Origin of the sequence: Eubacterium sp. Marseille-QA0814, from assembly GCF_965119675.1 — a bacterium.
Classification (GTDB): Bacteria; Bacillota; Clostridia; order Lachnospirales; family Lachnospiraceae; genus Eubacterium_G.
The window spans coordinates 493,039-515,201 of record NZ_CBCPMG010000001.1 but is presented as its reverse complement, the minus strand read 5'-3'; the positions used below and the strand labels follow the sequence as shown (position 1 = coordinate 515,201).

The following is a 22,163-nucleotide window of genomic DNA, read 5'->3' as shown; positions in this document are numbered from 1 at the left end:
AGAGACTTATTTGATCATCTATTTAGTCATCAAATCTGACTTTAATTGAGTTTGCATGAGCTGTTAATCCTTCAGCCTTAGCAAATTTCTGAATATTCTGACTCATTGGCTCAAGTGCTTCTCTTGAGAATGAAATAATACTTGATTTCTTAATAAAATCATCAACACTAAGTGGTGAGAAGAATTTTGCTGTTCCATTTGTTGGTAAAACATGGTTTGGACCTGCAAAATAATCTCCCAAAGGTTCAGAACTGTATTCACCAAGGAACATGGCACCTGCATTTTTTACTCTTGTCATTGTATCGAACGGATTCTTTGTTAAAATTTCTAAATGTTCTGATGCTATTTCATTTGCTGCATCAATGGCATCATCCATAGTTTCAGCAACAAGAATATAACCATAATTTTCTAAAGATTTTTCCATGATTTCTGTTCTGCTAAGTTCTTTTACAAACTTGTCTACCCACTTTGAAACTTCATTAGCAAGTTCTTCACTTGTAGTAACTAAAATTGCTGATGCAAGTTCATCATGTTCAGCCTGTGAAAGTAAATCAGCAGCAACATATTTTGGATTAGCTGTTTCATCTGCTAAAACTAAAATCTCACTAGGACCTGCAATTGAGTCAATACTTACAAAGCCAAATACTGCTTTCTTTGCAAGAGCAACAAAAATATTACCAGGGCCAACAATTTTATCTACTTTCTTAATAGATTCAGTTCCGTAAGCTAAAGCACCAATAGCCTGTGCCCCACCAACTTTATAAATCTTATCAACGCCTGCTTCATTTGCAGCAATTAATGTGTTAGGATTAACTTTTCCATCTTTTCCAGGTGGTGTAACCATAACAATTTCTTCAACGCCTGCAACTTTTGCCGGTATAACGTTCATTAAAACAGATGATGGATAAGCTGCCTTGCCCCCCGGTACATAAACACCCACTCTTGCAATAGGTGTAACTTTCTGTCCAAGTAAAGAGCCATCAGGCTTTGAATCAAACCAGCTATATTGTTTTTGCTTTTCGTGATAAACTTTTATATTATTTAATGATTTTCTAATAATATCTACTAATTCTTTGTTTTCTAATGAATCATACGCTTCCTCTATTTCTTCTTTTGTAACCAAAATGTTTTCAGCGTTAATATCCGCACCGTCAAATTTCTTTGTGTAATCAAAAATAGCCTTATCGCCATTTTCTTTTACATTAGAAAGAATTTCATTTACGCTGTCTGCATACTGATCATAGTTGTTAGGACTTCTTTTTAATAAATCCTCTAAAATATTTTTCTTTGAATCTTCATTTAATTTTACAATTCTCATGTCTATCACCTTTCCCAAAAACAATAATATTTTTGCTATGTTGTATTTTAAACTGCAAATCCACTTAGTAATAAATTTTTAATTGTTGATTACTTCCTTTAAATCAGCAATTATTTTTCTAATTCGTTCATCTTCCATTTTCATGCTTACCTGATTAACTACCATTCTGGCTGATAATGGACAAACTTCTTCTAAAACACCTAAACCGTTTTCTTTTAGGGTTGTACCTGTTTCAACAATATCAACTATTACTTCTGACAAACCTACAATTGGTGCAAGCTCTACAGAACCGTTAAGTTTGATAATTTCTACAGTCTGATGTTTTTTATTATAAAAATAATCTTTGGCAATCTTTGTGTACTTTGAAGCCACACGAATCATACCGTGATTATTAAGCAATTCTCTTGCTGATTCAGGTCCGCATACACACATTTTACACTTTCCAAAGCCTAAATCCAATACTTCATATAATTTTCTGTCTTCTTCTAAAATTGTGTCCTTTCCAACAATACCAATGTCCGCCGCACCATATTCAACATAAGTAGGAACGTCACTTGCCTTTGCTAAAAAGAAACGTAATTTCAATTCTTCGTTAACAAAAATTAATTTTCTTGTTTTTTCATCTTTCATTTCTTCGCACTGGATACCTATTTTTTCAAACATTTCCATTGCTGTCTTTGCTAATCTGCCCTTTGCTAGAGCGAAAGTTAAATATCTCATTTTATCTCCTATAATCTTATGCCTTATTCGTTAATATATGTTACTTTTGTAGCACCATCCTCTGTCTTAAACTGCTTATATTCTTCTATGTCAATGTCTTTTTTCTTTAACATTAATTCAGTTTTGACACTTTTATCTCTTAATTCAGTTGCGTACACAAATGCTTTTTTTCTATATTTGGGTTCATAAATTACTACTTCATATTCGTAATCTGTTTTTTCGTTTTTACCACTGTGTGCAATAAGAATCTGGTCCATATAAATTGCAAAACCAATGGCTGATGCGTTTTTACCAAACTGTGCTAAAAGTTTATCATATCTTCCACCTGCAGCAATTGGTTCACCTGTTCCATAAGTAAAACCTTTAAAAATAATACCTGTGTAATAACCATAATTGCTAAGAGATGCTAAATCAAAACTAATATATTTTGTTACACCATATTCTTCTAATATAGCATATAATTTTTCTAATCTTCTAATTGCATCTAATGCTTTCTTATTAGTTGTTAAAGTCTTTGCTGTATTTAACACTTCTACTGAACCGAAAAGTTCAGGTAACTTTAACATAGCATTTTTTACTTCTCCAACTACAATATTTTCATCAAGAATTTCTTCTACACCAAAGTCGTTCTTATTAACAATCATTTCTCTTAATTTTTCTTCTGCTTCTTTATCAAGGCCGCTTTCTTCAATTAAACCATTGTAAAAATCTACATGACCGATTTCTACAAGAAATTCTTCAAGGCCTGAGGCTTTCAATGATTCAACAGCTAAGGCTATCATTTCAGCATCTGCTTCAACAGAATCATCATTAATTAATTCGCAGCCAAGCTGTGTGTTTTCTTTTAATTTTCCCTGAAGTTCAGAATTATTTACGTATGTATTTGCATTGTAACAAAGCTTAATTGGAACGTTCACGTCCATATAATATTTTGCTGCAAGTCTTGCAATTGAAGGAGTTATGTCAGGTCTTAAAACCAATGTATTACCTTCTCTGTCAAAGAACTTATACAAATTCTTTGAAGCAACAGAACCTCTTTCTTTATTAAAAATATCAAAAAATTCAAATGTAGGAGTTTGAATGTTATGATATCCATATAAATTAAATACCTTGTTAATATTATTTTCTATTGTTAATTTTACAGCACATTCTTTGCCATAAACATCTCTTACTCCAACAGGAGTATGTAATAATGCCTTACTCATAATTCCTCCAGTATATTTCCTTTTCACTTTAGCATTGTAAAGCGGTAATTCGTTACTATGTTAGTGAGTTGAATCAATTTTACAACAATCTATTTTTTATGTCAAGTTCGTTGTCTCTTATTTATTATTTATTATTTATATCTTACCGTTTATGTCATATTAACTGTCCATTATTAATTACCTTTAATAGATATTCCTTATTAACTATCTCTTAAAGATAAATCTCTTTGAATGCCTTCCAAATAATGTACAGGTGCTCCTGGTGCACTTTTTAGTTTAAACGCTTTATCAATTTCTTCAAATCTAAAACTTTTTCTACCACCATTTATGCTTCTCTCATAGAAAGCTTTAATTTTGGTAAATGGCAAATAATAAATTTCGTTTCTATGAGAATAAAACAAAATAATAAAAGATATGCCACCCTGTTTTTCAAAATCTTCCATAAACTTAACCTGATGCTCATGTATATTCATCATTGGAAAAGTATCAACCGCACACTCTTTAGCATCAAAACAAATTGGTATTCCCTGAACTGCTCCAATATAGTCAACTGTACTTTGCTTTTCAAAATAGGCTAAAGTAATATGTCTTGTTTGCTGATCTATTTTTACGGGCGTTATAGGTGTTGGTATTTTCTGAATTAAAGCAAGCTTTTTATCTCTATAATTTTCGTTTGTCATATTAATCATGTCTTCAAGGGTTGAACCTCTAAGACCTCTGGATGACCAGGTACCCATTCTTCTTCCTTTCCAATTGAAAATTGTTTAATTTAAATCAATGAAATTTGTGTATTCTTTCGGAGGCTTAGCCACAAAAATTTTGTCTGATAAATTCCTGCAACTACCCTCTACCTTTTCAAAAACCAACTGCCATGAATGTAACATTTGATTTTTTATACCATATGTTTCTTTGTATTTATCGTTAATCTCTTTTTTGCCATATTTGTAATCACCAATAATCGGATGATTAATTGAAGCCAAATGTGCTCTAATCTGATGTGGCTTGCCTGTAACAAGTTTTACTTTAAGAACTGTAATTCCAGCCTGTTTAAGTCCCTTCTTATATTCTAAAGGCTCATAAGCCGTTTCAATATAGTCACCATTATTTTCAGCCTGTGAAATTGTAACCTTGTTTGTTTTGCTATTCTTACTTAAATAACCTTTTATGGTCATGGACGAATCAACATATCCACTTACAACAGCTAAATAATACTTATCCATTGTACGTTCCTTGAACATTTTAGACATTATCTGTAATCCTTCCAATGACTTTCCGGCAACAATTAAACCACTTGTATTTCTGTCTAATCTGTTACAGACTGCCGGTTTAAAAGTTTCTAAGTTCTGCTCTGTTATCTGACCTGAATTTACTAAATAAGAAATAACGTATTCATTTAAAGACACATCGTTGTCATTTGCTTTTTGGCTTAACATTCCTGCCGGCTTATTTATGAATAAAACATTTTCATCTTCATATACAATATCTAACTTAACCGGCTTAACAATATTGGTTTTATGCTCACCTTTAAATTTTGCAATGGTGTCCTCAGCCATAAAAATTTTAACACAATCTTTTTCTTTTAGCTTATCTTTTCCATCAGATTTTTTCCCATTAAGAACTATATTTTTCTTTCTAAGCATTTTGTATATAAAACTACTTGGAGCTTCCTTAAAATACTTAAAAAGAAATTTATCGAATCTCTGTCCTGCCTGATTTTTTTCTATAATAATTTCTTTCATTTAAATTCCTTATTTTTATATTCTAATCTTATACATTGCTATTTTTAATTAAACCTATCTGCCATATATCTCATATTATGATTTGCATTTCAGCTAAACCTTTTATGAAACAACTTTAATTGTTTAATTATCCTTATGTTTTAGTAAAAAATTAATTTCATCTTTACTTAATTCTCTATATTCTCCCGATGCCAAATCATCATCTAAAACCAGCGGTCCCATTTCCAAACGTTTTAAGTAAGTAACCCCTAGGCCGAAATGCTTAAACATTCTCTTTACCTGATGATATTTTCCCTCTGTTATTGTAACATAAGCTTTATTTTCATCTATGATTTCAAGGAGTGCCGGCTTTGTATTGTTCTTTAAGCCAATATCAAATCCATTCTTGAATTCAGCAATATATTCTTTTCTTATTTCTCCATCTGTTTCCACATAATATTTTTTTGAAACATGCTTGTTAGGAGAAAGTAGACAATGGGATAATTCCCCATCATTTGTTATAAGCAATAAGCCTTCTGTATCTTTGTCTAATCTACCAACCGGAAACAAACCCTTCTTAGGCTGGACATCCATAATATCAATAACCGTTGTATATTGAAAATCTGACACAGCAGTAACTACGTCCTTTGGTTTGTTTAACATATAATAATAAAATCTATGATAATTCAAATCCAAACCATCTAAATTTACAACGTCTTCTTCCTCATTTATATGAGTTTCCGGTTTATTTACCGTAATATTATTTACTTTTACTTTGCCTTTTTTTATTAATTCTTTTGCCTGACTTCGTGAGCCAATTCCAAGTGTGGTTAAATATTTATCTAATCTCATAAAACACCAAAATGCGCTAAGCTTTATGCCTAGCGCTTATTTACCTTGTTATATAATTCAACAATTTTATTGCTTTGTTCCTTTGTAATTTTGATTTTAGGAGAATTGTCATCTGTTGTATTTTTATTTTCAACAATTAAACATGTACAGTTCTTTTCAGGTGTATGTGTGTGAAAAGTTCCTTTCTTAACATTGTACAATTTCAATGGTTCTAATTTAATGGCTTCTATTTCTCCAATCTCATTACCATTTCCACCAAGAAATAATGTAAAATCCCCTTCTAAAACAACAAAAATTTCATCTGTTTCATTATGCTTTTGCATATTATCAATTCTATCTGGTTCAAGTTCATCAATATATCTTAATTCAGCGACTCTCCAACTTTCAAAATCGATTAATGGTAAATAGCCTTCACCATTAAAACTTGAAACCTCCAATGTGTCATTAAACATGTTTTCCTTCTTCATATAAAATTTTCTCCTATATCCTTAATTTCAAAAATTATAAATTAAATTTCTGCAATAACTTCTACTTCACATAAAACATTCTTTGGTAAAGTCTTTACAGCAACACAACTTCTTGCAGGTTTTCCTGTAAAATACTCTCCATAAATTTCGTTAAATGCTCCAAAATCATCCATGTTATCTAAAAAGCAAACAGTCTTTACAGCATTTTCATAAGTTGCTCCAGCTTCTTTCAAAATAGCTCCAAGGTTCTTCATAACCTGTTCTGTCTGTTCTTCAATTGTTGTTCCAACAATTTCACCTGTTGCAGGATCAAGTGCAATCTGACCTGATGTAAATAATAAATTTCCTGTCTTTACAGCCTGTGAATATGGTCCAATAGCTGCAGGTGCATTATTAGTATTTAATTTTTCCATTATAAATTACCTTCTTTCTTTTAAACTAATAGTATTTTACACTTTATATTAATTTATATCAAGACACATACTGAATTAATATAAATTTTTATGCATATATAAACATATTATTCAAATGTTTTATGACCATACTATGGCATTTATTTAATTTTTTAAGCTTTGTGACATTTCTTTTCAATAATTTGCATAAAGTATACAATTTTCCAAATATTTCAAAATATAATATGGATTTACGCTTAATTCCTCATAATTATCAGTTTTAATATATATGCCAAAATGCAAATGGACATCGAACTTGCCTTCTGTGCCAATACTTCCATAACCGGTATTACCCATATAGCCCAGCAATGTTCCGGCTTTTACCACAGCTCCTTTTTTTATATTTGAATAACAGGACAAGTGTGCATAATAAAAATAACCGCCATTAGTGCTTCTAATTCCTACCCTGTAGCCGCCTTTTGGTAGCCACCCTATATTTTCCACAATTCCATCTGTAGAACTTATTATGGGATAAAAACCTGATACATTATTTTCTGCCATAATATCGCAACCTTCATGTTTATATTTTCCCATAAAATTTCTGTTTTCACCAAAGCCGTTCTCATAGCCAACCCAGTAATTTGTATTTCTGCCTTTTGCTACCGGAAAATATTTTAAATCATTGTATATTGCAGAGAAAGCTTTTAATAATTTATAATATTCCTCTTTGTTATTAAAAACAAATTGCTTGCTTATTCTTTTAATATTATTTCCATCTACTTGCGTTTTTCTCAAAGAATAATCATTCAGTAAATAATTAGCTGTTATAAATTCGCTAAAATCTCTATTACTGTTTAATGAATTTTCCTTTAACTCCTTTAAGACTTTTTCATTTATGTAAGGATTCCTAAATTTATTACTTTCTACAATATTCTTTTCTATAGTAAAGGATTTACTAAGTATTTTGTTGTAAACTAATACATTTCCAATAGCAAAAACTATCACTAACACAACAATGTTTATTTTGTTAATTTTCATACTCATAAAACTATCCAAACCTAAAAAGAACACTCACATATTAATATATGCAAGTGTTCCTTAAAACTATATTATTTTGAGCTTCCTGTTTGAAGTCTGTAATATGTTCCTTTTTGTTCCATTAATTCATCGTGACTACCACGTTCAATAATTCTTCCCTGTTCAAGTACCATAATACAATCACTGTTCTTTATGGTTGAAAGTCTGTGGGCAATAACAAATGTTGTACGACCTTCCATTAAGGCATCCATACCCTCTTGTACAATTCTTTCAGTTCTTGTATCAATACTTGATGTAGCTTCATCTAAAATTAATGCAGGTGGGTTAGCAACAGCTGCTCTTGCAATAGCAAGTAACTGTCTTTGACCTTGTGAAAGGTTTCCACCATCACCTTTAATTAAAGTATTGTAGCCTTCAGGTAATCTTCTAATAAAACTATCGGCATTAGCTAATTTTGCAGCAGCTATTACTTCTTCATCAGTTGCATCTAACTTACCGTATCTGATGTTTTCCATAATTGTTCCTGTAAACAAATGTGTATCCTGTAAAACAATACCAAGGGAACGTCTTAAATCATCTTTTTTGATTTTATTAATATTGATTCCATCATATCTGATTTTTCCATCCTGTATGTCATAGAATCTGTTAATAAGGTTTGTAATAGTTGTTTTTCCAGCACCTGTTGAGCCTACAAAAGCAAGTTTCTGGCCAGGTTTTGCATATAATTTAACGTCATGTAAAACAATCTTGTCATCGTTATATCCAAAATCAACTCCATCAAATACAACTTCCCCCTTCATTTCCTTATAGGTTGTTGTATTATCTTCCTTATGGTAATGCTTCCAAGCCCACATACCTGTACGTTCCTTACATTCAACGATTTCGCCGTTTTCTTTTTTACAACGTACTAATGTAACATAACCGTCATCAACTTCGGGTTCTTCTGTAAGAAGTTTAAATATTCTATCAGCACCTGCTAATGCCATAACAATACTGTTCATCTGCATTGTAACCTGATTAATTGGTTGGGCAAACTGCTTATTATATTGCAGGAAACTTACCAAAGCTCCCGGAGATAAAGTAAAGCCCATAAATCCGTTAATTGCAATAACAGCACCAAAACATGCACATAAAACATAACTTAAGTTACCAAGCTGTGCATTACAAGGTCCTATTACATTTGCAAATTTATTTGCATTATTAGCTGAATGATAAAGCTTATTATTGATTTCATCAAATTCTTCTATTGCCTCATCTTCATGACAGAAAACTTTTACAACTTTCTGACCTGCCATCATTTCTTCAATATAACCATTTACAGCACCTAAGTCCTTCTGCTGTGCCAGGAAAAATCTGCCTGAAAGACTTGTAAGCTTCTTTGATACAAACATCATTAAAGCCACCATAATAATTGTAAGTATTGTAAGTGGAAAGCTTAATGAAATCATGGCAATAATCACACTTACTACTGTAATAACACTGTTAATAATCTGTGGCAAAGACTGACTTACCATCTGTCTTAATGTATCAATATCATTTGTATACATTGACATAATGTCCCCATGTGCATGTGTGTCAAAATATTTAATTGGAAGTGACTGCATGTGGTTAAACATTTCTATTCTTAAGTCTTTTAATGTTCCCTGTGTAACGAAAACCATTATTTCAGACTGTGCAAAGGTTGCTATAATACCAATACCATAAAAAACACCAACTCTACCCATGGCACCAAGAAGTGGTCCAAAGTCATTACTGCCTTTTGTTATCATTGGTAAAATGTATTGGTCTATTAAAGCCTTCATAAACCATGTTCCCTGAACATTTGCCAAAACGTTTGTAACAATACATATAAGAACAATAATTAAATGTGGTGCATAATGCTTACCCATAAACTTTAATATCTGGCCCATTATTCTAAATGGATGATCAATTTTCTGTCTAGGTCCCATCTGATGTTTTCCAGGACCCTTAACTGTTTTTGCCTGTGCCATTACATTTCACCTCCATTCTTGTCAAAATCACCACTATCGTTTGTCTGCTGTAAATAAACTTCTCTATAAATTTCGTTATTATCTTTTAGATAATCATGTGTGCCTATTTCGTTTATTTTTCCATCGTCCATAACAATGATTCTGTCTGCATCCTGAACTGATGAAATTCTCTGTGCAATAATAATTTTTGTTGTGTCAGGAATTTCTTCCCTAAAAGCTTTTCTGATTTTTGCATCTGTAACTGTATCAACAGCACTTGTTGAGTCATCCAAAATCAAAATCTTTGGATTCTTTAGTAATGCTCTGGCAATACATAGACGCTGCTTTTGACCACCTGAAACATTGGTACCTCCCTGTTCAATATGTGTATTATATTTATCAGGCATTCTTTCAATAAATTCATCTGCACATGCCAATTTACAGGCTCTAACACACTCTTCATCTGTTGCCTCAGGATTTCCCCATCTAAGGTTATCAAGAATACTTCCTGTAAATAAAACATTGCTCTGTAGCACAACACTAACTTCCTGTCTTACAGTTTCCAAATCGTAAGATCTAACATCTTTTCCACCAATGCTAACGTAACTTTCGATTGGTTCTTCACCATCTTTTACCGCCTGCTCTTCAATGTCATATAATCTACTGATTAAGTTTACCAAACTTGACTTAGCACTACCTGTACCACCAATAATACCTATTGTTTCACCTGACTTAATTTTAACATTAATATTTTCAAGTATTGGTTTTTCGCTTTTACTGTTATATCTAAATGTTACATTCTTAAATTCAATACTTCCGTCAGGTACATCAAAGTCAGGGTCTTCCGGATTTGTAATGTCAGGCTTTTCATTTAACACTTCTGCAATACGTTTTGCACTTGCCATAGACATTGTAATCATTACGAATACCATTGATAACATCATAAGACTCATAAGAATGTTCATACAATAAGCAAGCATTGATGTTAAGTTACCTGTTGTAAGACCAAGTGCTGCGTTATTACCACTTGCCACTATCATGTGTGCTCCAACCCAGCTGATTAACAATATACATGTATATACTGTTGTCATCATTACCGGATTGTTTAAAGCAACAATGCCTTCAGCTTTTACAAACATTTTGTAAATAGCTTCGCTGGCTTTTCCAAATTTTTTCTTTTCATGGTCCTCTCTAACGTACGCCTTAACAACTCTCATGGCTGTTACATTTTCCTGAACGCTTTCATTTAAGGCATCGTATTTCTTAAATACCTGATTAAAATATTTAAAAGCGAACTTAATAATTAATGCACAAATACAACCTAAAATAATAACAGCAATTAAGTATATAGATGCTAATTGTGGGGATACCGTTAATGCCATAATCATGGCAACAATCAAACTAAATGGGGCTCTAACAGCCATTCTAAGTATCATCTGATAAGCATTCTGCATATTTGTTACATCAGTTGTAAGTCTTGTAACCAAACCTGCTGTGCTGAACTTATCAATATTAGAAAAGCTAAAAGTCTGTATGTTTTCAAACATTGCTTTTCTTAGGTTTCTTGCGAAGCCGGCTGAAGCATTAGCTCCAAATACACCACCAAGGTATCCGGAAATTAAACCTGCAATTGCAAGGACAACCATTATACATGCTGTTCTGTAAATACTGTTTAAATCACCTGAACCAATTGAATCAATAATTGTTGCCATCAAAAGTGGTATAAAGTTTTCAACAATTACTTCTGCTAACATGGCAATAGGTGTAAGAATGGATACCAGTTTAAATTCTTTAATCTGTTTTCCTAATGTCTTTAACATTTTAATCTATCCTCCTACTTAAATTCTTCATATAAAAATTTACTTCCTAATTGTTTTATGGAAACATTTTAAATCTTCTTCGTTAAGCTGACTGTCATCTAATAAATTGGCATACAATCTTTCAAGAAAGTTTTCCAATTTGTTTTTTTCATCATCACTGAAACCCTTAACCAGGATTTCTTCTGTTTTAGATTTATATAAATCTAACTTTTCCTTAATACCGTATGCTTCTTTCGTAACATAAATATTTTTGAATTTCTTGTTATCCTCATCTATTTTAATGTCAATTAAATTTTTGTCCTCCATTCTATTTAAAATTCCTGACATGGTAGAATGCTTAACTTCAAATTCCTGACACAAACATTTCTGTGTTACTTTCTGGTCGGGATGATGTAATAAATACATTAATACATGCATCTGACTGTTAGTTAATCCACTCTTTTCTAAATTGCGGTCCATACGCAATTTAAATAACCTATCAATACGTTTAATCTGATGACCTAAATCCTCCATAAAAATTCTCCTTAACATAATAAAAGAGCTACGATATGTAGCACGCTACACATCTTAACTCTTTTTAATATTATAGTCAATATATTTTTTTATTTTTTAGTTAAATAATATAACAACCTATAAATAGATTATAAATCAAACTATTTATATACAGGCACTTGTATTAAGGATTAAATCAATCTGTTCTCTTGTGTTTTCTTCTGAATATGAATTGTCAATAAATTCATCTGCCCCTTTATTATATTCTTCATCTGCCGGCTGACTTTCAATAACACTGATACACTTTTCTTTAGAGTAACCTCTTGTCTGCATTAGTCGTTTAATTCTTGTATCCCTGTTACAAAAAACAAACCAAAGTTCGTCACAATATTGTTCAACTCCGGAACCTAATAAAATTGCTGACTCTACAACTATAATTCTTTTTTTGGATGACTTAATTCTTGAGATAATTTCCTTAACAGCTCCCGGGTGGGTAATACTGTTTAATTTTTCAAGTTGTTCCTTGTCATTAAAAACAATCTCCGCAAGTTTTTTGCTATCAATCTTATTATCAACTATGACTTCAGGAAATGTTTTCACAATTTCATTGTATACATCATTTCCGGGAAGCATAACCTCTTTTGCCACCTTATCTGCTTCAATTATGTTTGCCTCATAGTTATTTTCCAAATAGTTAAGTACTGTTGACTTACCTGAGCCAACGCCTCCCATTACACCAATAATCATTTTTATATCCTTCGTTATCTTTTATATTTTAATGAGCTTCATCCCAATTATTTCCTACTTCTGCTTCAACAAGAAGTGGTACTTCAAGATTTGCTGCCTGAGACATTTCATTTATTAAAATATCTTTTACCTGTTCCACTTCTTCCTTTTTTGCCTCGATTAAAAGTTCATCGTGAACCTGTAGAACAATTCTTGATACTAAATTGTTATTTTTTAAGGCTTTGTCCACATTAATCATGGCAATTTTCATAATATCTGCAGCAGTTCCCTGAATTGGAGCATTCATTGCTACTCTTTCACCAAACTGTCTTCTCATAAAATTAGACTCTTTTAATTCAGGAATAGGTCTTTTTCTGCCAAACATTGTAACAGAATAACCTTTTTCTTTTGCACTGTTTACAGAATTATCTAAGAACTGCTTAATGCCCGGATAACTTTCAAAATAATTGTTAATGTACTGCTGTGCTTCTTTTTTGCTAATTGATAAATCCTGACTTAATCCAAAAGAACTTATGCCATAAACAATTCCGAAGTTTACAGCTTTTGCATTACTTCTTTGTGTTTTAGTAACTTCTTCAATTGGCACACCAAAAACAAGTGAAGCTGTAGCAGCATGTATATCTTTTGAATGTTTATAGGCATTAATCAAATTAGCATCACCTGACATATGGGCTAAAATTCTAAGTTCAATCTGAGAATAATCGGCATCTACAAATACGCACCCTTCTTTTGGAACAAAAACTTTTCTTAGCTGTCTGCCAATTTCTGTTCTAACAGGAATATTTTGTAAATTAGGTTCTGTACTGCTGATTCTTCCTGTTGCAGTAATTGTCTGGTTAAATTTTCCGTATATTCTGCTGTCATCTTTTATAAAAACACTTAATCCATCTGCGTAAGTAGATTTCAACTTAGTTAATTGTCTATACTCCAATACATCTTTAACAAATGGATAATCCGGTTCTAATTTTTCCAAAACAGAAGCTGATGTGGAATAACCTGTTTTTGTTTTCTTACCACCTGGTAATCCCATTTCTCCAAAAAGTATTTCACCTAGCTGTTTTGGTGAATTAATGTTAAATTCGTGACCGGCACTTTCGTAGATTTTCTTTTCTAAATCAGCAATTTTGATACCAAGTTCATCGCCATATTTCTTTAAGGCCTCACCATCAACTTTTATACCAATGTTCTCCATGTTAAATAAAGCAATTGATAAAGGTTTCTCGATGTTATTGTATACAGCCTCCATTTCCAATTCTTTTAATTTCTCCTGAACAGGCTGAAAACCTTTATAGAAAATAAATGCGTTATAGCAGGCATATCTCATTTGATTTTCAACTATTTCAATAGATGGTGTTTCCTTCTTTTTTGTCTTTGGAAAAATTTCCTCATAAGTTGGAACTGTCATTGAAAGATAGTCCCTTGCAACATCATCATAATTATAAGAATGACCATTTGGATTAATTAAATATTGCATTAAACCTAAATCTTCAAGATTTACATATTTTTCATCAACTAATGATGTTTCAAAAAGATTATTGTTCTCTTTTATATCAGTTGTGTAAATCTTTGTTTTATCAACCATTTCTTTTAACTTATCTTTGATATATTCTTTTGTAATAAATCCTACTACCGGTATATAATATATTTTTTCTTCACTTAAACATAAACCTATACCGAAAATATCAGTTTCATTTAATATAAATAAGCCTACCTGCTCACTGTTATTTATACATTCGTTAAAAATTTCTTCTGCTTCAACGTAATCATTAACTAATTTAAAATTCTCCTCTATGTCCATTGATGCTGAAACATTAGAAAATCTTGATATCATACTCTTTAATTCAAGTTCTTTTATGATGTCTAAAGCTTCTTCTGTATAAATATCTCCAAAAACACACTCTGACGGTTTAACACCTACAGGTGATTCAATATTAATTGTTGCCAAAACTTTACTCATTTTTGCCAATTGGAAATTATTAATTAAGGCATTTCTGTTTCTTGTGTTTGAAATTTCATCTGCGTGTTCTAATGCATTTTCAATTGAACCAAACTGGGAAATAATGGCAGTAGCTCCCTTTTCTCCAATTCCCGGCACACCCGGTATGTTGTCAGAAGAATCCCCCATTAAAGCCTTTACGTCAATAAATTCAAAAGGTGTTACCTTATATAAAGCCTTTACGTCTTCTGTATTATATCGTTCAATTGTTGTTTGACCTTTTTTAGTTTTAGGAATACAAACAGTTATTTTTTCAGATGCAAGCTGCAATAAATCCCTGTCACCGGAATAAATGCACACATCCATACCTTCTTTTTCCCCTTCTTTACACATAGTTCCTATTACATCATCTGCTTCATAACCTGGAAGTTCAATTACCGTAATATTCATTTTCTTTAGCAAATCCTTGATAATTGGAACCTGCTCCCTTAATTCAGGTAACATAGGTTTTCTTGTTCCTTTATACTCCTTAAACATTTCATGTCTGAACGTTGGCTGATGAACATCAAATGCAACTGCAAAATGAGTTGGCTGCTCGTCATCTATAAATTTAAACATCATATTAAGGAAGCCGAATACTGCATTAGTATGTACTCCTTTTGTATTTCCAAATAAAGGAACTCCATAAAAAGCCCTGTTTAATATGCTGTGTCCGTCAATTAATAATAATTTATTCATGTCTACCTCGTTTTAAATAATATTTGTTAAAATAAAATAATTTTCACTATAACATAGGAAATTATGGAAAGAACAATTGCTAAAATGGCAATAATTGAAATTCGTGCAGCTTTTTTATAGGACTTTTGCCTTTGCAAATATTCATCATAGTATTCAATTAAATCCTGCAATTCTTCCTCTGCCTTCTTCGTCTCCTCACCCTCAAAAGGAGCCGGCACATCTTCCAAACCTCTATGTATAGTATAATACAATTGTAATTCTTCCATACAATCTTTGCATTCTTTTGCATGACTGAGAAAATCTTCTAAATCTTCTGAATATTCAATTCTATCAAAAATAAAATCATTTATTTTCTCCTGAAACACTTCGCAATTCATATTTACCCTCGTTTCATCTTACATTTATTCGCTCATTTTGTACTTTTTTATTTAAAATCCAATTGCTCATTTTGTTTTTATTCAATTCAAAGCTCATTTTTCTTTTTTAAGATAATTAAAAATTTTTCTGAAATCAATTATACATTTTTATTGACATTTATACAACAAAATGATAAGATTTTTATTGCTTGCGGATATGGCGGAATGGCAGACGCATCAGACTCAAAATCTGACGCCCATAAAGCGTGTGGGTTCAAGTCCCACTATCCGCATTGATTAACACCACATAATGTGGTGTTTTTTTATGTAATAAGAAACGTTCCACTAGGGATGTACACTCGCGTGAAAAGAAAAATGTTCCACTAAGAAAGCACCCTGGTGTAATAAAACAATAGTTATATGATAACACGCACTCAGGTTATACATTGATGCAAAAAAGCCAATTTCTACTGTAAATCATAATACAATTAACTATATTCAACAGTTTTAATTGTATTGCTACTTACATAGAAATTGACTTTTTTTAGTTTCTTTTATTTTGACTTTTTATAGTAACTGTTTTTTTATTATTCTTGCTAATTTTTCTCTGCATATTTGAACAATTATTGAAAACAATGTAATATCTTTAAATTAATCCAAACTGTAAGAACCACCATTATACTTTACTCCATACACGGTACCTGATTCGCAGGATACTGCATATGACTGTGAAGACACACTCTTTCCATCCTTGTCCTCAATTTCACAATTAATAATATAATATTCTTCTGAAGAAATTTCAGTTATCTTTTTATATTCCAAATAACCTACATCGCCATTTTCAAATTCGCCATAATTATTTTCAAATTCACCATTTGAAACAAGATAATCTGTAAGGCTGTTAGATGCCTGACTGTATGATATTCTCTTAGGTACATAATTATATGCTCTTGTAACAACTGAGCTTGTTATACCCTGATTATCTATTGCAACAAAATAGTAAATAGAATTCTTTTTTGGAATTTTAATTGGTTCTGTATACAACTGACTTTTCTTTGTTGGAGTTGTACCGTCTGTTGTATAGTATATACTACAACCACTATCAGCAGTTACGGTAATCTTCTCCTGAGTCGAGTATTCACCACTCTTCAAATCTACTGTAGGCTCATTTATTTTCTTAAATTCTAATATATACTTGTAGGCTGCTTCTTTGCTTTTCTTTTTATTTTTGTCAACAGAATATGCTCTTAAAGTATATGTTCCTTCTGTTGCAAAAGAAATTGTACCTGAATATTTTTTTCTTGAAACACTGTCACTTGGATCTGAACCATCTGTTGTATAGTAAATCTTTACATCATCACTGGCACTTAGTTTCACTTCTATTGGTTTATCATAAGTTCCTGCCTTTACGCTGGCTGATGGAACTGTGCCATCAAAATTCTCCAACTCTTTTCTTAAATTTGCAGGTGCAGAATTAACTAATGTTTTGATGTTCGAATCCATGTCATTATTCTGATAAAGAACAATCAGTTTCTTATAATAGTCAATATTCTGATTATCAACGTCAATTAAATATTCAAGATATTTCATTTCTTCTTCATCATATTTCCCAAGAATTTCGTCTACCTGACAAACCTTTTCATAGGCTTTAATTTTCTGTTCTTTTGTAAAAGCATTACTTGAAGCTAAAATATACTGAGACTTGGCATACTCATAATTTTCTTCTTTGTAATATTTTTCACCAATATTATAATATTTGTCAAACTTACCTGTCATAATTGATTTCTTGACAGCTAATGTTCCCACAGATGTAGCTGCCATTAGTACAATTACCAAAACAATTAAACCAAGCACCTTCTTCTTTGACATTTTCTTCTTAGGTGCCTTTTTCTTTGAAATATTCTTTTTTGTTGTGTTCTTTTTAACTTTATTGCTACTTGAGTAATTATGTGAAGCACTTTTGTAATTATGCTCTTTAGAGCTGGATATGTAAGAGTCATCAAATTCCTCTAAATCCTCTTCAACCTCATCATCTAACTTCTGTATTTTATAACTACTCTTCTTATTTTCGTTTTCACTATAACCTTCTCTGCCTGACTCTATTTTAATACCGGCAAAAATATCTTCTTCTGTCTTATCTATTTTATCTATTGATGTTTGTGTAATATCATTATGAAAGCCATTGATTTTTGTACCACATTTTCTGCAAAACATAGCATTATCATCACACTCACATCCACAATTTGGACATATCATATTTTAATTCCTTTCTGTTTTGAAAATATAATATTTACAGCCTAGAATATATCATATAATATTCTATCTTTCAAATATATATTTTATCTATATATTATACTAATTTCATTCATCCCTTTTAGAGAATACACAACCACAAAAATTTTGTCTATACAAATTATGTTCTTTTGACAACTCAATAGATCTCTTATAACCGTTTTTCTTTTTAAAATCAGAAAATAAATAATCTATATTATACTTTTCAGATATTTCTTTTCCAATTTCATTTAATTTCTGTGCGTTTTTAAGGGGACTAATTGACAGAGTTGTTGTAAAAAAGTCGTACCCGTTATCCTTTGCATACTTTCCGGAAAATTCCAATCTTAACCTATAGCATTTAAAGCATCTTTCGCCACCTTCTTTTGCTTTTTCATATCCTTTTACATATTCATAAAATTCTTTAGAATCATAATTAGCAATAATGGGTTTTACACTATGTTGAAATTCCATTTCATTTATAAATCTGATTAACTCTTCTGCTCTATGATTATATTCCTCTGTTGTTGAAATATTAGGATTATAAAACAACACATCTATCTCAAAATATTTAGACAAATATTCTAACACATAACTACTGCAGGGTGCGCAGCAGGCATGAAGAAGTAACCTTGGAGTTTTATTTTCGTTAATATTATTCTCTATTGTCTTTTCAAGTTCTTTTTGATAATTTATTTTGTTCATTTATTATCACACTTTCATATAAAAGATAAGACAGGATCTGTCCTGTCTTATCTTTTGTTCTTTTTCTTATTTAATTCTAAATATTGCTTATAAGCTTTCTTGAGTATCATTCTTTCATTTGGAAATTTCAACAAATGATACGCTTCAATATACTTATAATATCCAGAATCGTAAAAATATTCTTCGCGCTGTGGTTTACTATAAAAGCTATTAGAAGACATTAGGTACCAATGCACCTCTTTTTCAACAATATCTCCAGGAATATTAAATGTATATTCGCTTTTTCCCACATACTCATTAATTTTTGCACTTACGCCGGTTTCTTCTTTCACCTCACGTAAGGCAGTTTCTTCATGAGTTTCTCCTGGTTCAACTGTTCCTTTTGGAAGAACCCATCCTTCATACCTATTCCGAAAATTTTTGTATAAAAGTAATATTTTATTTCTATATATAACCACACCGCCACAACTGACCGCCTTTTCCATAGGTTGTCCTCCTGTTTTGTAGTGTGTTAAATTACTTTTAGTATACAGTAATAGAGATATCATTGCAATATTTCATCTAATTAAAATATTCATCAAATACTTCTTTTGCACAATTTACTGCAGAGTTGCTTCCTTCCGGCATATTTTCTAAAACTACTGCAATTGCAACTTTCTTTTTGCCTTTCTTTGCATAGCCTACAAACCATGAATTAACATTGTCTTTTTTGTCAACTTCTGCAGTACCTGTTTTACCGTAAGCCGTATAATCTGAATAAGCCATCACTTTACCTGTACCGTATTCACAAACAGCTCTCATATATTCCTGTAACTGCTTTGCCTGTGCCTTTTTCATCAAACGCTTATATTCTGTTTGCTCTGTGGATTTAACCACAGTTCCATTACTGTTTTGTACGTGGTCTACAATATAAGGTTTCATTAAAACACCATTATTTGCAATAGCTGACGCAATCATTGCCATATGAGCCGGTGATACCGTTGTTTTACCCTGGCCTATACTTGTCTGTGTAATATCAAACTGTGAAGACTTCTTTGTTAGTGGAAAAACACTTTCGTTATAATCCATATCCAATGGCAATTCCTGATTAAACAATAACTTCTCTGCTGTCTTTCTAAACTTTGACACATTAAGTTCATTACCAATTGTTGAAAATGCGCTGTTACATGAATATGCAAAAGCGTGTGTTAAATCTTCACTATAATGGGCTGTTCCGTCAAAACATTTAATTGAAAAATTATTAAAGTTTGCCTTACCATTACAATTATAAGAAAAATCAGAATAATTCTTATTTTCTTTCATGTATTCTAATGTAGTAATAATTTTAAAAATCGAACCCGGTATATATTTACCCTGTGTGGCTCTGTTTACTAATCGTGAGTCACTTGAATCAGATGTGATCTTATCCCATATATCATCTATACTTTCAGGATCATAAGATGGTCTTGAAACCATTGCTCTAATTTCTCCTGTATTAGGATCTATTACAAAAACTGCTCCTTTATACCCTGAAAGACTATTATATGCAGCTTTTTGTGTGCTAACACTTAAAGTTGTATATACATCACATCCCCGCTCTTCTGTGTCAGAGAAATCATCAATAATCTTCTGCACTGCTGAAGTCTGAGATGACAATAAATCATAATTGCACATTTTTTCCAAACCATACTTTCCATGTGTGGTTATTCCTATTGCATGAGAAAAAATCTTACCGTATGGATATTTTCTTTCATCGTCAGACAAATCTGTCTCTGTCCCTTTCGTATCAGTATAAGCAAGTCTTTTTTTACTTTTACTGTAAATAGTGCCTCGCACTACTTTAGATGCACTTCCATCAATTCGTCTGTTATATGTATTATTAATAATCTTTGGACTTTGATTAACAACAAAATTAGCATAAAAACCTATCATAAATACAAAAATAAGGGAAATTACTACAGTTGTAACCATTGCCTGTCTATTAAGTTTTTTTCTTTCTATTTTAGCGTATTTTGATTTCCTGCGTTCTATCGAGGCCTTGGATTTCCTGCGTTCTTCTTTCCTTGACATGTCTTGCTCCTTTTTCTGTTACTCTTCTTCTTGTGGACTTTTGCGCCGTTCCCACAATTGCCAACCCTTGAATAATTGCAAATACAATCAGCGTACTTAGAATCGAACTTCCACCATAACTTAATAATGGGAATGTAACACCTGTTGATGGAATCATGTTAATTGCCCCGCCAACTGTAACGATAATCTGTACTGCATACTGCATTCCTAAACCAATACATACCAACTTGTTAAATAAACTTATTTGCTGCATAGCTGTATTTAAAAAGGCAACAAAACATGTTAAACATAACAAAAGTAAAAGTATTGCAAATATTGCACCAAGCTCTTCACCAATAGCTGAGAAAATAAAATCCTGATCTACAACCGGTACATCTTTTGGTCTGCCCTGATATAATCCTGTACCAGTTAAGCCACCATTACCCAGCGCAAACAAAGACTGTGTTACCTGAAATCCTGTATCTCCGGGATCAGCCCAAGGATTAAGCCAAACGCTCACTCTTACTCTAACATGAGCAAAAACCTTGTATGCGAAAACTGAGGCAATGGAAAGTCCTGCAAAGCAGATGAAAATATAGCCTACTTTTCTTGTGCCAACATAAATCATAAAAACATAAATCATAAAGAATATTAATGCACTACCTAAATCTCTTGAGGCTACTAGCAATAACACATGGATACCAGCCATTATGGCTGATAAAACTACGTTTTTAAAACTTGTTGATTTACTTAACAAGCCTGCAATAAAGAAAACAAAAATTATTTTCACAAATTCTGATGGTTGGAAAGTAAAGAATTTTCCAATTGGTATTGCAAGCTTAGCTCCATTATCTGTTTTACCTACAGCTAAAACCAATGCCAGTAAGGCTATCCCTACAAAACAATAAATCCATGTAAATGATTTCCATAATTCATATTTGCTCATTAAATAAGGCACAATTAGTGACAGCATCGTTACCACAGCTACGATTACAAACTGTCTTATGCTATTGGCAAACTTCAATCTTGCTAACATAATAAAACCGATTGTCAATAACATGCACATATTACTTAAAATTGCCTTATTAATATTAGGATAAATGATTGGAAAAATTCCAAGCACAACTATCAAATAACAAAGTTGTGCACCTCCTAATATTATTACTCCTATTTCCGTAGTATCCTGTTGGTTCATGTAAATTGTCGCAATTCCCAAAAAATACGTTAGAAATATTATTCCATTTTGTCTTTGAAAAATACCTGACGCCTTGTATGGATTCTTACATCTAAGTGCACTAAAGCATTCCCATACGTAAAAAAACATAAGTAAAATAAAAAGGTATTTTGTCACAATAATTAAAAATGTACTCATTTTTCAATCTCCATATTA

General features: G+C 31.7%; 20 protein-coding genes and 1 tRNA gene. 1 reads left to right on the top strand and 20 read right to left on the bottom strand.

Going from position 1 to position 22,163, the window contains the following annotated elements:
* Positions 1-22: 22 nt before the first annotated feature.
* The 15 genes from hisD to ACQY63_RS02280 all read right to left on the bottom strand — a co-directional run bounded on the left by hisD (position 23) and on the right by ACQY63_RS02280 (position 15,790).
* Positions 23-1,318 carry a histidinol dehydrogenase gene (gene hisD, locus ACQY63_RS02350; RefSeq protein WP_428244655.1) on the bottom strand — a complete coding sequence of 432 codons (1,296 nt, stop codon included), beginning with the start codon at positions 1,316-1,318 and terminating at the stop codon, positions 23-25.
* Positions 1,319-1,396: 78 nt separating this feature from the next.
* Entirely contained in the window at positions 1,397-2,038 is a 642-nt protein-coding gene (gene hisG, locus ACQY63_RS02345) for an ATP phosphoribosyltransferase (RefSeq protein ID WP_022166126.1), read from the bottom strand.
* A 23-nt stretch (positions 2,039-2,061) separates the two neighbouring features.
* A complete protein-coding gene (gene hisZ, locus ACQY63_RS02340) occupies positions 2,062-3,243 on the bottom strand; it encodes an ATP phosphoribosyltransferase regulatory subunit (protein ID WP_428244654.1) in 1,182 nt (393 codons plus the stop codon).
* Between the two features lie 200 nt (positions 3,244-3,443).
* Positions 3,444-3,980 (bottom strand): Holliday junction resolvase RecU, encoded by a 537-nt coding sequence (locus ACQY63_RS02335; RefSeq protein WP_302689798.1) that lies wholly within the window; start codon positions 3,978-3,980, stop codon positions 3,444-3,446.
* Positions 3,981-4,007: 27 nt separating this feature from the next.
* Positions 4,008-4,982 (bottom strand): RluA family pseudouridine synthase, encoded by a 975-nt coding sequence (locus ACQY63_RS02330; protein WP_428244653.1) that lies wholly within the window; start codon positions 4,980-4,982, stop codon positions 4,008-4,010.
* 123 nt (positions 4,983-5,105) lie between these two features.
* Positions 5,106-5,813, bottom strand: coding sequence for a pseudouridine synthase (locus ACQY63_RS02325; protein ID WP_022166129.1), 708 nt, complete (start codon positions 5,811-5,813; stop codon positions 5,106-5,108).
* Between the two features lie 29 nt (positions 5,814-5,842).
* Entirely contained in the window at positions 5,843-6,280 is a 438-nt protein-coding gene (locus tag ACQY63_RS02320; protein WP_022166130.1) for a hypothetical protein, read from the bottom strand.
* A gap of 41 nt (positions 6,281-6,321) precedes the next feature.
* The gene (locus ACQY63_RS02315) at positions 6,322-6,693 is read right to left on the bottom strand and encodes a RidA family protein (protein ID WP_022166131.1); all 372 of its coding nucleotides are present in this window, start codon (positions 6,691-6,693) and stop codon (positions 6,322-6,324) included.
* A 174-nt stretch (positions 6,694-6,867) separates the two neighbouring features.
* Positions 6,868-7,716, bottom strand: coding sequence for a M23 family metallopeptidase (locus ACQY63_RS02310; protein ID WP_412622090.1), 849 nt, complete (start codon positions 7,714-7,716; stop codon positions 6,868-6,870).
* A gap of 65 nt (positions 7,717-7,781) precedes the next feature.
* Positions 7,782-9,701, bottom strand: coding sequence for an ABC transporter ATP-binding protein (locus tag ACQY63_RS02305; protein ID WP_428244652.1), 1,920 nt, complete (start codon positions 9,699-9,701; stop codon positions 7,782-7,784).
* Entirely contained in the window at positions 9,701-11,500 is a 1,800-nt protein-coding gene (locus ACQY63_RS02300; RefSeq protein ID WP_022166134.1) for an ABC transporter ATP-binding protein, read from the bottom strand. The genes ACQY63_RS02305 and ACQY63_RS02300 overlap by 1 nt, the downstream gene beginning before the upstream one ends.
* Before the next feature lie 39 nt (positions 11,501-11,539).
* Positions 11,540-12,013 (bottom strand): MarR family winged helix-turn-helix transcriptional regulator, encoded by a 474-nt coding sequence (locus tag ACQY63_RS02295; RefSeq protein ID WP_022166135.1) that lies wholly within the window; start codon positions 12,011-12,013, stop codon positions 11,540-11,542.
* Between the two features lie 144 nt (positions 12,014-12,157).
* Complete coding sequence (gene coaE, locus ACQY63_RS02290; RefSeq protein ID WP_428244651.1) at positions 12,158-12,739, bottom strand: dephospho-CoA kinase; 582 nt, start codon at positions 12,737-12,739, stop codon at positions 12,158-12,160.
* A gap of 28 nt (positions 12,740-12,767) precedes the next feature.
* A complete protein-coding gene (polA, locus tag ACQY63_RS02285; RefSeq protein WP_428244650.1) occupies positions 12,768-15,413 on the bottom strand; it encodes a DNA polymerase I in 2,646 nt (881 codons plus the stop codon).
* Positions 15,414-15,439: 26 nt separating this feature from the next.
* Positions 15,440-15,790 carry a hypothetical protein gene (locus tag ACQY63_RS02280; protein ID WP_022166138.1) on the bottom strand — a complete coding sequence of 117 codons (351 nt, stop codon included), beginning with the start codon at positions 15,788-15,790 and terminating at the stop codon, positions 15,440-15,442.
* A gap of 190 nt (positions 15,791-15,980) precedes the next feature.
* On the opposite strand from ACQY63_RS02280, the gene ACQY63_RS02275 reads away from it, so the two are divergent.
* Positions 15,981-16,062, top strand: a tRNA-Leu gene (locus ACQY63_RS02275).
* 358 nt (positions 16,063-16,420) lie between these two features.
* Here ACQY63_RS02275 and ACQY63_RS02270 read toward each other — a convergent pair.
* From ACQY63_RS02270 to ACQY63_RS02250, 5 genes are all read right to left on the bottom strand, one after another.
* Positions 16,421-18,025, bottom strand: a complete 1,605-nt coding sequence (locus ACQY63_RS02270) for a chitobiase/beta-hexosaminidase C-terminal domain-containing protein (protein ID WP_428244649.1) — start codon at positions 18,023-18,025, stop codon at positions 16,421-16,423.
* Positions 18,026-18,130: 105 nt separating this feature from the next.
* Positions 18,131-18,745: an epoxyqueuosine reductase QueH gene (locus tag ACQY63_RS02265; protein WP_428244648.1), complete on the bottom strand. Its 615-nt coding sequence runs from the start codon at positions 18,743-18,745 to the stop codon at positions 18,131-18,133.
* A gap of 47 nt (positions 18,746-18,792) precedes the next feature.
* On the bottom strand, positions 18,793-19,230 hold the full coding sequence (locus ACQY63_RS02260; protein ID WP_022166139.1) for an NUDIX hydrolase: 438 nt from the start codon (positions 19,228-19,230) through the stop codon (positions 18,793-18,795).
* Positions 19,231-19,306: 76 nt separating this feature from the next.
* On the bottom strand, positions 19,307-20,794 hold the full coding sequence (locus ACQY63_RS02255; RefSeq protein ID WP_428244647.1) for a peptidoglycan D,D-transpeptidase FtsI family protein: 1,488 nt from the start codon (positions 20,792-20,794) through the stop codon (positions 19,307-19,309).
* A complete protein-coding gene (locus ACQY63_RS02250; RefSeq protein WP_299054932.1) occupies positions 20,727-22,145 on the bottom strand; it encodes an FtsW/RodA/SpoVE family cell cycle protein in 1,419 nt (472 codons plus the stop codon). The genes ACQY63_RS02255 and ACQY63_RS02250 overlap by 68 nt, the downstream gene beginning before the upstream one ends.
* Between the last annotated feature and the right edge of the window lie 18 nt (positions 22,146-22,163).